This window comes from Ralstonia sp. 22086 (assembly GCF_052045975.1).
Taxonomy (GTDB): Bacteria; Pseudomonadota; Gammaproteobacteria; order Burkholderiales; family Burkholderiaceae; genus Ralstonia; species Ralstonia wenshanensis.
Genome location: NZ_JBQEPZ010000002.1, coordinates 486,011 through 500,611 on the forward strand (window position 1 = coordinate 486,011; position 14,601 = coordinate 500,611).

Consider the following 14,601-nt stretch of genomic DNA (forward strand, 5'->3'; position numbering starts at 1 on the left):
GAGCAATCCTGGCCGCCTTTTCTTTACCCGCTATTTCCCCTTCTTCTTGCCTGCGGGCTTCTCGCTTTCCAGCGTCTCGAGCCGCATGCCCACCTTGATCGTCACCTGCCAGTGGGCGATCCTGCCGTCGACCAGGTGGCCGCGCGTTTCCAGCACTTCAAACCAGTCCAGATACTTGAGCGTCTCGCCCGCTCGCGCGATGGCGTTGCGGACGGCTGCATCGCTGGAGTCGGGTGAAGAGCCGACCAGCTCGATCATCTTGTACGTATGGGAACCCATATCGCCTCCTTGTTGGCATGGTTGGAACGTCGGCAGGGTGCCTGCAAGGCGCGATATGCATGCGGCTGGCATGCGATGCGCGCGCCATTGCACTTACCAGAATGACACCTGTCCCTCCGCCTTGATAGCCCGGATTTGCACGGGGCCAAAAAATCCTGGCGGTTAATTGCGTTTACAAATCTGACAAATCTCGTCAACGAACCGACGCGTGGCGTCAAACCCGCGCGCGGGACAAACCCCTGATGGCGGTTAAGCTGCCATTTTTCGGGCGGTCGCACGGCATGTCCGTGCTGGACGGGGCTGGTACGGAACCTGCGTTGGAGTGCACACCCGTTTCCCCGAAGAGGAGGCGCCATGCGCCACCCAGAACAACAAGCCCCCGCCTCATACTCGCCGCTGTCGGCCGTAGCGCCGACGCCGCGGGCGACACAGGAAACCGCGCGACTGGTCGCAGAGACCATCCCCTTCAATCTCGAGCGCAACGGCCGGAGCATCGAAGCCACCTATTCGACCCGCAACGGAATCGTGACGGTCAAATACCGCGGCAAGACGCTGTCCACGTATTCGCCGCAGGGTGCCGAAGCCGACTACAAGGCAGTCGCCCGCCAACTGCTCAGCGTCATGCTGACCATCTGAGCGCCGCCGCACTTTCATCAGTGCCGGGCCTTGGCCGTGCTGTGCGCAGGGCGGCCGAACTCGGCACGCAGCGCATCCTTGGCACGCTCCAGAATCCGGCGCCGCCCGGCGCCCAGGTTGTGCCCCGCCCGATTGATATAGAACGTCAGCATTGACATGGCCGACTGGAATGCCGTCCCCTTGCGCCGCCGGCTGTGCTCGGCCGAAGCCTTGAGCGACGCCGCAATCCGCGCAGGGCTGCGCGCCTTGAAGATGTCGGGTTCGATGTCCAGCGCGTCGCTGGTCTCCATCACATGGCGCGACCAGCGGCGGCTCTTCGCCTTGGCCTTCGATGATTTGGCGGCCGCCGGCTTCGACCTGGCGTGGTGCGTGGCCATCATGAAATCTCCTGTAATGATGTACTGGCAGTTCCGCAAGCCGCATACCCGCGCGGGCGGCTACAAAGGGGCGACTTCCGTTACGATGACGGACGCTTCACGCCTCTTTTCCGCCTCCTTCATTGATCGCCGGGCTCCGGCGCACATCCAACGTGTCTGGCGACGCCGGTCTTTCTCCCGCCTCCTCTTCCGCATCCGCGCAAACGCCGTCAGATGCGCCGTTCTCCTACCCCGCCTTCCGACTGTTCTGGTTCGCTCGGCTATCCACCACGTTCGCGTACCAGATGTTCGGGGTGGCCGTCGGCTGGCAGATCTACGACCTGACGCGCAGCGCCTATGTGCTTGGGCTGGTCGGGCTGGCGCAGTTCCTGCCGTCGGTGGTGTTGGTGCTGGCCTCCGGCCATATTGCGGACCGCTACGACCGGCGGTACGTCGTGCGCGCCTGCCAGGCCGTCGAAGCCCTGGTTGCGCTCGCGCTGGCCGTCTTGGCGGCCAATGGGCACGCCGGCGTGCAGCCCATCTTCCTGTGCGTGGTCGTCATTGGCGCAATGCGTGCATTCGAGACGCCGACGCTGCAAGCGTTATTGCCGACGCTGGTGCCCCTGCAGGCATTGCCGCGCGCGGTGGCCCTGTCCAGTTCGGCCGGGCAGACCGGCGTCATCCTGGGGCCGGCGCTGGGTGGCTTTCTGTACGTGGCCGGCGCGCCGGTGGTGTATGCCACGGCAGCCGGGCTCTTTTTGCTCGCGCACGTATTGCTGGCGCGGGTGCGGATGGAGCGCGCGGCGCCGGTCAGCACGCCGGTGAGCCTCGAATCGCTGTTTGCGGGCATCGCCTTCATCAAGGGGCGGCCGGTGGTGCTGGGCGCCATCTCGCTCGACCTGTTTGCCGTGCTGCTGGGCGGGGCGACGGCGCTGCTGCCGATCTACGCGCGCGACATCCTGGGCACAGGCGCATGGGGGCTGGGGCTGCTGCGCTCGGCGCCGGCGGTGGGAGCGCTGGGCATGGCACTCTTCCTGGCGCACCGCCCGCTGGATCGGCACGTTGGCCGGGTGATGTTTGCCGCCGTGGCGGTGTTTGGGCTGGCAACGCTGGTGTTCGGGGTGTCGCGCTGGCTGCCGGTGTCGATGTTGGCGCTGGTGCTGCTGGGCGCGTCGGACATGATCAGCGTGGTGATCCGGACGTCGCTGGTGCAGCTCGACACGCCCGATGCCATGCGCGGGCGCGTGAGCGCGGTCAATTCAGTGTTCGTGGGCGCGTCCAACCAGTTGGGCGAATTCGAATCGGGCATGTTGGCCGGGCTGCTGGGGCCCGTGGCCTCGGTGGTGATTGGTGGCCTGGGCACGCTCTTGGTGGTGGCAGCCTGGATGCGGCTGTTTCCGGCCCTGACGCACCGCGACCGCATGCGCGATCCGCATCCCGAGCACACCGGACACCCCTCGTCAGGGGGATAAACCCGCAGACTCGCGCCGCTGGTAGCTTGAGCAAGAATCGGGCAGTGTCTTGCAAGCGTGTCAGCGAAACCCCGATGGCATCGACGGTGGCCAATTCGTATCCTGAGTCACCTTTGGCTGCCTTGTTCCACGCCCGGTATTGCGCCCGACTGTGACGTCCATCCTGCCCTCTTCGTCCCGCCCGTCGGACGCGCGCGCTGCCGGCGCTGCCCGGCTGCCGGATCCCGGGCCTTTCAGCACCAGCGGGTTCAACGGTGCGCCGGCCATTCGCCCATCGGCGTGGCTGGTGGCGATCGGTGCGGCTGCTGTCGGCACGATCGGCCGGGTGCTGCTCGAATCGGCGATGGGCATCCACCTGCCCTTCTACCTTGCTTTTCCGGTGGTGACGATTGCCGCGTGGTACGGCGGCTTCTGGCCGGGGATGCTGGCCATCGTCTGCTATGCAGGGCTGTTCATGGGACTGGCCGCGCTGCAAAGCTGGCCCGCCGCCGTGCCGCTCACGCCAATCCAGATGACGGTGTTTGGGGTGGGTGCGCTGCTCATCTGCGCCTTGTGTGAGCAGTTGCGCCGAGCCCGCGCCGGGGCCGAACGGCGCGCGCGGGCCGAAACCCAGCAACGCCTGTCGCAGCAACGCCTGCTGGCGGCTCTGCAGGCTTCGCCCATTTCGCTCTACGACGTCGACAACACGATGCACTTCACGTGGGTGCACAACCCCGTGTTCGGCCTGCAGCCCGAACAGCTGCTGGGGCGGACGGTGCGCGAAGTGTTCGGACGCCGCGCCGCATCGCGCCTGACCGAGGCGGGCCAGCGCGTCATCGCAACCGGCACACCGACGCGCGTGGAATTTGCCTTCCGGCGTCGCCACACGCAGCGGGTGGTCTACGACGTGGTGGTCATGCCGCTGCGCGACGACACGGGCGAGATCATCGGCCTGACCAACGCCGTGATCGACATCAGCGAGCGCCGCCAGGCAGAGGCCCGCCGCACGCAGTTGCTCGAAGCCGAATCCCGCGCCCGCGAAGAAGCCGAGCGCGCCAGCCGCCTGAAAGACGATTTCCTGGCGACCGTCAGCCACGAGCTGCGCACGCCGCTCAACGCGGTGCTCGGCTGGGCGCAATTGCTGAACATGCGCGCCTACGATGAAGCGATGTTCAAGCGCGGCATTGAAGCCATCGAGCGCAGCGCCCGCACGCAAGTCCACCTGATCGACGATTTGCTCGACATGTCGGCCATCCTCTCGGGCAAGGTCCCGCTGGAGATCGGCCCCGTGGACCTGCCCGACGTGCTGGAGCGCGCGCGCGAGACCATCGAACCGATGGCGCGCCAGAAGAACATCACCATCGAGACTGAGTTCCTGCCGGTGCCGATGCTGCAAGGCGACGCCGGGCGCCTGAAGCAGGTGTTCTGGAACCTGCTGGCCAACGCCGTCAAGTTCACGCCCGAGGGCGGGCACATCCGGCTCTCGGTACATCCGGCGCCCGAAGGCGTGGTCGCCACCGTGCGCGACACCGGCATCGGCATCGAGCCGGCCTTCCTGCCGCATATCTTTGACCGCTTCCAGCAGGCGGATCTGTCGAGCACGCGCCGCCACGGCGGGCTCGGCCTCGGGCTGGCGATTGCCAAGCAGCTCGTCGAGCTGCACCACGGCCGCATCACCGCGGCCAGCAGCGGTGCCGACCGTGGCACCACCATGGCCGTGTCGCTACCGCTGCATGCAGCGCAACCGGGCGAACAGGCCAACCGAACGCCGGGCCTCGTCGCGGGCACGGGCATGCCGACGCTGGACGGGATCCGCGTGCTGGCAGTGGATGACAACCCCGAATCGCTCGGCGTGATCGCGCTGATGCTGGAGCGCTACGGCGCCGAGGTTGTTACCGTATCCAGTGGGGCTGCCGCGCTCGATGCGCTGGAACAGGCAGCCGCCAACGCCTACCCGTTCGATGCGCTGGTCAGCGATCTCGCCATGCCGGGCATGGACGGCATGCAGTTGGTACGGGCCGTGCGCGAACGCGGCCTGACTGAACTGCCCGCCATCGCCGTGACGGCGTTTGCGGACCCGATCCGCCTGAAGGCCGCGAAGGAAGCGGGTTACCAGTCCGTCATTACCAAGCCGATCTTCCCGGGAGAGCTGGGCCACGTGCTCGCCGCCAATGTGCATCGCAAGACCGGGCCGGAGACACTGGTGTGACACATGGTCAACCATGCCTTGACGGAATGGTTGACCGAACAAAAGTCATTGGCGCCAGTGGCGGCGCATCCGCATACTCAGCCGTCTGTGCCGATCGGTGGGCATCTCTCCCCAAGCAGTTGCCAGCACCCGCTCGCTCGATCGGCCAGCTTGCCCTTCCCATCAGCCGCGTTCGCGGTTATCTGCCGTATCCATAAAAACGCCTGAATCCTCCGTGCCCATTTGGGCTGCGCTGGCATTCGGGGCTCAGAGAGGAGACTGCATCGCCATGCTTATCCGTTCGCTTCCCATGCTGTTGTCTGCCGTTGCGCTCGGCATTTCCGCGCAGGCGGTTGCCAAAGACGCGTCCAAGGCGGCCACCCAGACTATTACCGTACCCGGCCTGCAAAAGCCCGCCGACATCCTGATCGACCGCTGGGGCGTGCCACATATCTACGCCAAGAGCGAAGACGACGGGTTCTTCGCGCAAGGCTTCAACGCGGCGCGCGACCGCCTGTTCCAGATTGACTTGTGGCGCCGCCGTGGCCTGGGGCAGCTTTCGGAAGTGTTCGGCCCGGCATATGTGGAACAGGATCGCGCCACGCGGCTGTTCCTCTATCGCGGTGACATGCAGGTCGAATGGAATCATTACAGCCCCGATGCGCAGCGCATTGCCACGCGCTTCGTGGCCGGCATCAACGCGTACGTCGACTGGCTGGCCAGGCATCCGGAGCAGATGCCGTTCGAGTTCCGCAAGCTGAACTACACGCCCGCGCACTGGGCGCCGGAAGACGTGGTCCGCATCCGCAGCCATGGCCTGACGCGCAATCTGCAATCGGAAGTCGCTCGTGCCAACGTGGCGTGCAAAGCCAACCTTGCCGACGACACCATCCGCTTCGGCCTCCAGCCTGCCTGGCAAACCCAGTTGCCCGAAGGCCTCGACCCATGCCTGCCGAAGGACTTGCTGAAGGTCTTCACGCTGGCCACGCAAGGCGTGAAACTCACGCCCGAATCGCTCAAGGGTGTAGACGTCGACGGCACGCGCGTGGCCGCCGCTGCCAACCTTGAAGAGACCATGGAGGGCAGCAACAACTGGGTGATCGCGCCGGGCAAATCCACCACCGGCCGCGCCGTGATGGCCAACGACCCGCACCGCGCGTATTCGGCACCGAGCCTGCGCTACATCGCCCACGTCAGCACACCCACGCTGGACATCATCGGCGCCGGTGAGCCATCACTGCCCGCCGTGTCGATCGGGCATAACGGGCACGTCGCGTTCGGCCTGACCATCTTCAACATCGACCAGGAAGACCTTTACGTCTACGAGTTGAATCCGGCCAACAACAGCGAATACCGCTACAACGGCGGCTGGGAGCCCTTCACCGTGCTGCACGAGACCGTGAAGGTGCGCGGCGGTGAGTCCCGCCCCGTCGACCTGACCTTCACGCGGCACGGCCCGGTCATCTACATCGATGCCGAGAAGCACCGCGCGTATGCGGTGCGCTCGGCATGGCTGTCGCCGGGCATGTCGCCGTATTTCGGCTCGGTCGGCTACATGCGTGCACGCACCTTCGCGCAGTTCAAGCAGTCGATGATGAACTGGGGCGCGCCCACCGAAAACCAGGTCTATGCCGACACCAAGGGCAACATCGGCTGGGTGCCGGGCGGCCTCGCCCCCATCCGCCCGAACTGGGACGGCCTGCTGCCCGTGCCCGGCGACGGCCGCTTCGAATGGGCCGGCTTCTGGCGCGGCGATCAACTGCCCAGCAGCTACAACCCGAAGTCGGGCTATTTCACCTCCTCCAACGAGATGAACCTGCCGCCGGATTATCCGTACCGGGAGCGAAAACTCGGCTTCGAGTGGACCAACGGCTCGCGCCACGCACGCATTGACGAAGTGCTGGCCAAACTGGACAAGGTGTCGATCGAAGATTCGATGCGCTTGCAGAACGACATGGTGTCGATCCCGGCGCGCAGACTGATGGCCCTGCTGGCGCCGCTATCGTCCAACGACGCCGACACGCAGGCCGCGCTCAATCTGTTCAAGGGCTGGAACGCGACCATGCTGGCGGATTCTCCGCAGGCCGCGCTGCATGAGGTCTGGTTCACGCATCACCTTGGCCGCGCGTTCAAGAATGCCGTGCTTTCCAAGGCCGGGGCCGAAGCGATGGCCGCGCCCGATACCGCCGTCATGCTCGACACGCTGGAACATCCGCAGGGCAGCGAACGCAAGTTCGGAGAAGACCCGCAGCAAGCCGCAGCCAAGCGCGATGCCGTCCTGCTCGACAGCCTGAAAAATGCGTGGACCGATATGGTCAAGCGCCAAGGCCCGAACCCGCAAGCGTGGAACTGGGGCCAGTTGCACCACAACCTGAACGCCCATCCGTTCGCAGCCATCGTCGACGAGGCAACGCGCGCCAAGCTCAACGTCGGCCCCACGCCGGAAGGCGGCAGCCCCTACACGCCAAACCAATCGACATATCGCGCGACCGATTTCCTGCAGACCAACGGCCCGTCGTTCCGCACAGTGGTGGACGTCGGCAACTGGGACAACTCGCGCGCCGTCAACCTGCCCGGCCAGTCCGGCAACCCCGACAGCCCGCACTATCGCGACCTGGCACCGCTGTGGCTCAAGGGCGAGTATTTTCCGCTGCTGTATTCGCGCAAGGCGGTGGAAGCGGCAACCGAGTCGCGCGTGCATCTGGTGCCTGGGAAGTAAGCGCACGATGACCAAGAAAGAAAACGCCACCGCAATAACGCGGTGGCGTTTTTCTTTACCCAACAAGAACACAGCTGGGCACCAACACAGGCACACGACGGTTTGGCCGTACCCTGCCCTAGATGGCGCCTTGAATTTCTGTTGCAGAGAGGAAAAAGGAAGGGAAACTGTCTGAGCGCAGCGAGTTTTTCCCTTCCCCTCTCTGCGACATAAATTCAAGGGGAAGTTGCCATCTCGGGCGCGCCTTTCTTTGCTTACTTTCTTTGGCAAGACAAAGAAAGTGAGTCGGCCCCGGCAGGGGATGAAACACCAGCGCACCAACAACATCCATTCAGGCAGTCTGCGTGGACGCCAACACCGCCCGCACAACCTCCACCCGCGGAATCGGCGCCACAGCGCTATACCCCGTCGTCGAAATCGCAGCCGCCACATTGGCATACCGTGCCGCCTCTACCGGCGAATCCCCGGCAACAATCCGCGCCACAAACGACCCGCCAAAGCAATCACCCGCGCCGGTCGCATCAATCGCATTGACCGTATGACGCGGCACCAGCGTACGCGCGTCGGGCGTGGCCACGTAGCAACCTTCCGCGCCCATCTTGAGCGCCACCAGTTTCACGCCCCAGCCGAGCAGCGTATCGACAATGCCGTCACGGTCATGACAATCGAGCAGCACCGTCACGTCATCCCAACTCGGCAGGCACAGATCGCACGTGCGCATGGCTTCCTGCATCACGGCTCGGGCACGCGCCAGCGGCCACAGGCGCAAGCGCAGGTTGGTGTCGAACGACACCAACACACCCGACGCCCGCGCATGCGCCATCGCCGCCAAACCCGCGTCGCACGCGGTGTCGCTGATCGCGAGGCTGATCCCCGACAGGTGAAACGCCTTGGCCGCCGCAATGGCCTGCAGCGGCAGTTGCGCCGTCTGGAAACGGCTTGCCGCAGAGCCTGCACGCAGGTAGTCGAAATGGTGACCTCGCGCATCGTGCGAAACGAAGTACAGGCCTGTGGGCGCCTGCGCATCAGTGTGCACGTAGGTATGGTCCACGCCTTCGTCCTGCCATAGCGCGCGCAGCGCCTGGCCGAATCGATCAGCACCCACCGCGCTGATGTAGCCCGTGCGTGCGCCCTGCCGTGCCGCAGCAATGCAGAAGTTCGACGTGTCGCCACCGAAGCCGAAATTCCACGACGTGCTGCCGGGATCCGCCTGGTTGAACTCGATCAGCGCTTCGCCATAGGCGAGGATGTCTGCCATGGGCGCCCCCGCTCAGAAGTAGGTCTGCACAACGTCGACCACGTTGTACGCATCGTCAACGACAGAAATCTGCCGCCACTTGTCGAAAGTGAGGCACGGGTGCGAGATATCGAAGGCGATCATGTCGCCCACCTTGATGTCGTCACCCGGGGCGATCTTAAGGTAGGCGTGCTGATCCATCATGCCGGTGACTTCCCAATGCGCGGGTGTGGCTGACGGCGCCTTGTCGCCCGGGCGGAAATGCAGCACCGGCAGCGGCAGGCCCGCGTCGAATGCGGCATCACGCTTGCCCATTGCAATGATGGCGCGCTCAGCCTCGGGCACGGATTGCACATAGGCCCAAAGCTGGAGCGCCGGTAGCAGGCTCGAACGCATCTTGTGCGCGATGGGGTTGTTGGCGTCGATACGAGCCTGCGCCGCACGGTAGATGCCCACGTCGTGCGTCAGGTAGCAACCCGGGCGCAGCACGACATCCAGCGGCTGGCCGATATTGGCTTTGGCGAACTCTTCGGCCACGACGTCGTACCAGGCCGATCCCGCGCCGGTCAGCACGGCAGGCGTGCGTTGCAAGCGACCCGCCTTCGCCAGATCCTCCGTCACCTTTACCGCGCGCTGCAGGAACGCGCGGATATCCGCCTCTTCCTTGATCACGCCTTCATAAACTTCAACGCCCGCGAGCTTGACGGCGCCATTGGCACGCGTGAGCGCATCGAGCACCGTTTGAAGTTGCGCGTCGTCGCGCACGCCGGTGCGGCCGCCCTGCACGCCCAGTTCGATCAGCACCTGAATCGGGCGCCCCGCCTTGCCGAAGAAGGCGGCAAGCTGATCGACCTGATCCGCCGCATCCACCAGACAGAAAAACTCGAACGTCGGATCAGCCAGCAGCTCGGCCAGGATGGCCATGTTGCGCTTACCGACCAACTGGTTGGCCATCAACACGCGACGCACGCCGTGGGCATACGCAATGCGTGTCTGGTGCGCCGTTGCGAGCGTGATGCCCCATGCACCGCCTGCCAACTGACGCTGGAACAGGCGCGGGGCCATCGTCGTCTTGCCATGCGGGGCGAGCTTGGCACCGTATTCGCTCACGAAGCGCTGCATCCAGGCCAAGTTGTGCTCCACGCGCGATTGCGAAAGCACTGCCGCAGGCAGGTTCAGGTCTTCGTTCAATACATTCCAGCGCTGGGCAGCAATCTGCTCCGGCGCGCATGCGGCCTCCAACGCACCCAAGCCCTTGTCGAGCGGGTTGACGACGGCGCTGGCATCTCCTTGGTACTTTGTATCACTCATGGGAATCGGCTCGCGTTCCTTTGGGGGTAAACATCGGGTTGACACAATGATAGCGGCGAAATTATTCTCCGGGCCAGCCTGTTACAAAGTACCAAAGCACTCTCAAAGCCGCTATCCGGACGACTACCGGGGGCCAGAATGCGAGACCCTAAGCCCGACCCCATGCGTGAACCGATGGACATCGTGACCCGACTCTCCCAGCGTGCCGCTGAACTGCGCCCCGCCGAGCAGAAGGTCGCGCAGACCGTCCTGAGCGACATTGCAGAAGCCGCCGCCGGCAGCATCCAGACGCTCGCCGAGCGCGCCGGCGTGAGTGAGGCTAGCGTCACCCGTTTTGCCAAGGCGATGGGTTGCCGCGACGTGCGTGAACTCAAGCTCAAGCTAGCGCAGGCGGCCGCAGTCGGCCAGCGCTTTCTGGATGGCGGCGCGGACCGCCCACCTTCGAGCGCCGACGGCATCCTGGCCGACATCAGCAATGTGCTGGAGGCCAACCGCGCGCTGGTGCAGCCCGAGGCGTTCCGCACCGCGGCAGTGGCGTTGGTGGCGGCGCGCATGATTGCCGTATTCGGCATGGGTGGCGGCTCGACCACCATGGCCGACGAAATGCGCTACCGCCTCGCCCGCTTGGGACGGCCGGTCACCACCTATCATGATTCGATGCTGCAGCGGATGGTTGCGGCCACGCTCAGTCCGGACGATGTGGTGGTCGTGTTCTCCGTGACCGGCCACGTGCCGGAGGTGATCGACAGCGTGACCATCGCGCGCGAGTACGGCGCCCGGATCGTCGCCATCACGGCCATCGGCTCACCGCTGGCTGCGCTGGCCGATGTCTTGCTGCCGATCCAGGCCATGGAAACCGATTTCATCTTCAAGCCGTCGTCATCGCGCTACGCCATGATGATGATGATTGACCTGCTGGCCACCGAGGTCGCATTGCAGCAGGCCGATCGCAGCAAGGAGCTCTTACGGCGCATCAAGTACGTGCTCGATGCGCATCGCGGCGGCGGCAATCGCCAGCCGCTCGGAGATTGAGCAGGAGCAGCACATGCAGCAGTACGACACCGTCATCCGTCAGGTCCGCATTGTGGACGGCAGCGGCCACGAACCCGAGGCCACGCTGTTCGACGTGGCCATCACCGACGGTCGCATCGCCGCCATCGCCACATCGGACTCCACCGCCTGGCTGGGGGATGCGGAAATCGCCGGCGAGGGCCGCGTCCTTGCCCCCGGCTTCATCGACGTGCATACGCACGACGACACCAACGTGATCCGCACGCCCGACATGCTGTGCAAGGTGTCGCAGGGCATTACGACCGTCATCGTGGGCAACTGTGGCATCAGCGCGTCGCCGGCCACGCTCAAGGGTGAACCGCCCGACCCGATGAACCTGCTGGGGCCCGCCAGCGCATTTGCGTACCCGACCTTTGCGTCGTACGTGGAAGCCGTGGAGCACGCACACCCGGCCGTGAACGTGGCCGCGCTGATCGGCCACACTGCGCTGCGCAACAATCACCTGGACCGCCTCGACCGCCCTGCCACTGCCGATGAAGTCGAAGGCATGCGCGCACAGTTGCGCGAGGCACTCGATCACGGCGCACTGGGCCTGTCGACCGGCCTGGCCTACGCCAACGCCTTTGCTTCCACTACCGAAGAAGTGATGGGCCTGGCGGAGCCGCTGGCCGAGGCCGGCGCCATCTACACAACGCATCTGCGTACCGAATTTGCCGCGATTCTCGATGCGATGGACGAGGCGTACCGCGTCGGCAAACATGCGCGCGTGCCGATCGTGATCTCGCACCTGAAGTGCGCGGGCGCGGCCAACTGGGGACGCGCGGGCGAGGTGCTGGAATCCATCGAAGGGGCGCAGCGCTATCAGCCCGTGGGGTGCGACTGCTATCCGTACACCGCAAGCTCGTCCACGCTGGACTTGAAGCAGGTGACGGATGAATTCGACATCTTCATCACGTGGTCGGAGCCGGAGCCGGGCATGGCCGGACAGACGCTCAAGGAGATTGCCGCCGCGTGGGGCACCGACCTGATGGACGCCGCGCGCCGCCTGCAGCCGGCCGGCGCCGTGTACCACAACATGTCGGCGCAGGATCTGGACCGCATCATCACGCACCCCGCCACGGTGATTGGATCAGACGGCCTGCCGAACGATCCGAAGCCACATCCGCGTCTGTGGGGCGCCTTCCCGCGCGTGCTCGGCTACTACAGCCGCGAGCGCAAGCTGCTCTCGCTTTCGGCCGCCATCCGCAAGATGACAGGCCAGTCGGCCGAGCGCTTCGGCCTGACTGAACGCGGCCTGGTGCGCGAGGGCTACTGGGCCGATCTCGTTTTGTTCGACCCCGAAACGGTACGCGATGTCGCCACCTTTACCGATCCGCAGCAACCCGCGGCGGGTATTGCGGCAGTGTGGGTCAACGGCCATCTGTCGTATCAGGATGGCGCCGTGCAGCCGCATCGTGCCGGGCGCTTCCTTAGGCGCGGGCCGCGTGCGCAGGCAGTTGCAGCCCCGGAAGTCCACTGAAATCCGAGTTTGTTTGAGAGTTTTGAAAGAAGGAACGTAGCGATGACGATTACCCGAATTGGCGTTGAAGGCGGCACCGGCACCGGTGGCCAGCACCTGCCCTTTGCCCGCGCGGCCGGCGCAGACGGCTGGCTGTTTGTCTCGGGCCAGACGCCCATGGTGAACGGCGAGGTTGTCGGCAACGGCATCGTCGAGCAATCGCACCAGACCATCAAGAACGTGCTGGCCATCCTGGCTGAAGCGGGCTACGGCCCCGAGCACGTCGTGCGCTGCGGCGTGTGGCTGGATGATCCGCGTGATTTCCAGTCGTTCAACAAGGTATTCAAGGAGTACTTCGGCGCCAACCCGCCCGCGCGGGCGTGCGTGGTGTCGAGCATGGTCATCGACTGCAAGGTCGAAGTCGATTGCGTGGCGTACAAGAAGCCGTAATCCGTAGTCCAGAAAGGGGCGCCCTGCACGACGGGGCCCCCATCAAAACAAGAGCCGTGAATATTCCCGAGGAGGAAACCAGATGGTCCCGATGCAAGGCAACTCGCTATTGCTGACCGCCGCGCTGGCGGTGGTGGCGCTGATCTACCTGATTGCTGTTCAGAAACTGAACCCGTTCGTCACGCTGATCGTCGTCTCGCTCGCGCTGGGCGTGGTGGTCGGCATGCCGATGGGCAATATCGTCAAGGCGTTCGAAACCGGCGTGGGCGGCACGCTCGGCCACATTGCGCTGGTGGTGGGCCTTGGAACGATGCTCGGCAAGATGATGGCGGAATCCGGTGGCGCCGAGCGCATCGCCAAAACGCTCATCAGTGCCTTTGGCGAGAAGAACGCGCACTGGGCCATGATGGTCGTCGCGTTCATCATCGGCCTGCCGGTGTTCTTTGAAGTCGGTTTCGTGCTGCTGATCCCGATTGCCTTCAACGTGGCCAAGCGCACGGGCACGCCGATCCTGATGGTCGGCCTGCCGATGGTGGCCGGCCTGTCGGTGGTGCACGGTCTGATCCCCCCGCACCCGGCCGCGCTGCTGGCGGTGACGGCTTATCAGGCGGACATCGGCAAGACCATCATGTATGCGCTGATCGTCGGTCTGCCGACCGCCATCCTGGCCGGTCCGCTTTGGGCGATGCTGGTCTCGCGCTACGTCAAGCCGGACGAGAACAACCCGCTGGCCGCACAATTTGTTGAATCCGACCAGAAGCGCGAACTGCCGGGCTTTGGCGTGACGCTGTTCACGATCCTGCTGCCGGTGGTGCTGATGCTGATCGGCAGTTGGGCCGACCTGATCGCCGCGCCCAAGACGCTGGCGAACGACATCCTCAAGCTGGCCGGCAACTCCGTGATGGCCCTGCTGATTGCCGCTATCGTCAGCTTCTACACGTTCGGCAAGGCACGGGGCTTCAATCGCGAGACCATCCTCAAGTTCACCAACGAGTGTCTGGCACCGATCGCCACGATCACGCTGGTGGTGGGCGCAGGCGGCGGCTTCGGTCAGATCCTGCGTGACTCGGGCGTGTCGAAGGCCATCGTGGCTGTCGCCACCGATGCCCATCTGTCGCCGTTGCTGCTCGGTTGGGTGGTGGCTGTGCTCATCCGTATTGCCACCGGTTCGGCCACCGTTGCCATGACGACCGCCTGTGGCATCGTCGCCCCGATCGCCGCAGCCTCGGGCGCCGCCGTCAAGCCGGAGCTGATGGTGCTGGCCACCGGCGCCGGGTCGCTGATCCTGTCGCACGTGAACGACGGCGGCTTCTGGCTGGTGAAGGAGTATTTCAACCTGACCGTGCCGCAGACTTTCAAGACGTGGACGGTACTGGAAACCATCATCTCGATCGTCGCGCTGCTGCTCACGCTTGCGCTGGCGACCGTCGTTTAAGCTTGTTCCGTTGAAGTTGATCTAGGAGAA

At 64.9% G+C, this 14,601-nt stretch carries 12 protein-coding genes; 8 read left to right on the forward strand and 4 right to left on the reverse strand.

The window, feature by feature from the left end; translation table 11 throughout:
• Positions 1-30 precede the first annotated feature (30 nt).
• Entirely contained in the window at positions 31-279 is a 249-nt protein-coding gene (locus ACTJK6_RS11235) for a dodecin (RefSeq protein WP_232039761.1), read from the reverse strand.
• Positions 280-633: 354 nt separating this feature from the next.
• On the opposite strand from ACTJK6_RS11235, the gene ACTJK6_RS11240 reads away from it, so the two are divergent.
• On the forward strand, positions 634-915 hold the full coding sequence (locus tag ACTJK6_RS11240) for a hypothetical protein (RefSeq protein WP_232039762.1): 282 nt from the start codon (positions 634-636) through the stop codon (positions 913-915).
• 17 nt (positions 916-932) lie between these two features.
• Here ACTJK6_RS11240 and ACTJK6_RS11245 read toward each other — a convergent pair whose 3' ends face one another.
• Positions 933-1,292, reverse strand: a complete 360-nt coding sequence (locus ACTJK6_RS11245; RefSeq protein ID WP_260801782.1) for a DUF3175 domain-containing protein — start codon at positions 1,290-1,292, stop codon at positions 933-935.
• A gap of 152 nt (positions 1,293-1,444) precedes the next feature.
• Here ACTJK6_RS11245 and ACTJK6_RS11250 point away from each other — a divergent pair, with 152 nt between their 5' ends.
• The 3 genes from ACTJK6_RS11250 to ACTJK6_RS11260 all read left to right on the forward strand — a co-directional run bounded on the left by ACTJK6_RS11250 (position 1,445) and on the right by ACTJK6_RS11260 (position 7,629).
• Entirely contained in the window at positions 1,445-2,743 is a 1,299-nt protein-coding gene (locus ACTJK6_RS11250) for an MFS transporter (RefSeq protein ID WP_316870803.1), read from the forward strand.
• A gap of 139 nt (positions 2,744-2,882) precedes the next feature.
• Complete coding sequence (locus tag ACTJK6_RS11255) at positions 2,883-4,931, forward strand: ATP-binding protein (RefSeq protein WP_373407716.1); 2,049 nt, start codon at positions 2,883-2,885, stop codon at positions 4,929-4,931.
• A gap of 268 nt (positions 4,932-5,199) precedes the next feature.
• Positions 5,200-7,629, forward strand: coding sequence for a penicillin acylase family protein (locus ACTJK6_RS11260; protein WP_440839057.1), 2,430 nt, complete (start codon positions 5,200-5,202; stop codon positions 7,627-7,629).
• A gap of 331 nt (positions 7,630-7,960) precedes the next feature.
• Here ACTJK6_RS11260 and ACTJK6_RS11265 read toward each other — a convergent pair whose 3' ends face one another.
• Together ACTJK6_RS11265 and ACTJK6_RS11270 are read right to left on the reverse strand one after the other, a co-directional pair.
• On the reverse strand, positions 7,961-8,887 hold the full coding sequence (locus ACTJK6_RS11265; RefSeq protein ID WP_440839058.1) for a sugar kinase: 927 nt from the start codon (positions 8,885-8,887) through the stop codon (positions 7,961-7,963).
• A 12-nt stretch (positions 8,888-8,899) separates the two neighbouring features.
• Entirely contained in the window at positions 8,900-10,177 is a 1,278-nt protein-coding gene (locus tag ACTJK6_RS11270) for an amino acid deaminase (RefSeq protein WP_440839059.1), read from the reverse strand.
• A 162-nt stretch (positions 10,178-10,339) separates the two neighbouring features.
• Between ACTJK6_RS11270 and ACTJK6_RS11275 the strand changes: the two genes are divergently transcribed.
• The 4 genes from ACTJK6_RS11275 (at position 10,340) to ACTJK6_RS11290 (ending at position 14,571) form a co-directional block, all read left to right on the forward strand.
• Positions 10,340-11,209 carry a MurR/RpiR family transcriptional regulator gene (locus tag ACTJK6_RS11275; RefSeq protein WP_186829265.1) on the forward strand — a complete coding sequence of 290 codons (870 nt, stop codon included), beginning with the start codon at positions 10,340-10,342 and terminating at the stop codon, positions 11,207-11,209.
• Between the two features lie 13 nt (positions 11,210-11,222).
• Positions 11,223-12,707: a D-aminoacylase gene (locus ACTJK6_RS11280; RefSeq protein ID WP_414561950.1), complete on the forward strand. Its 1,485-nt coding sequence runs from the start codon at positions 11,223-11,225 to the stop codon at positions 12,705-12,707.
• Between the two features lie 42 nt (positions 12,708-12,749).
• The gene (locus ACTJK6_RS11285; RefSeq protein WP_009240594.1) at positions 12,750-13,136 is read left to right on the forward strand and encodes a RidA family protein; all 387 of its coding nucleotides are present in this window, start codon (positions 12,750-12,752) and stop codon (positions 13,134-13,136) included.
• Positions 13,137-13,218: 82 nt separating this feature from the next.
• Positions 13,219-14,571, forward strand: a complete 1,353-nt coding sequence (locus ACTJK6_RS11290) for a GntT/GntP/DsdX family permease (RefSeq protein ID WP_232039782.1) — start codon at positions 13,219-13,221, stop codon at positions 14,569-14,571.
• The last annotated feature ends 30 nt before the right edge of the window (positions 14,572-14,601 follow it).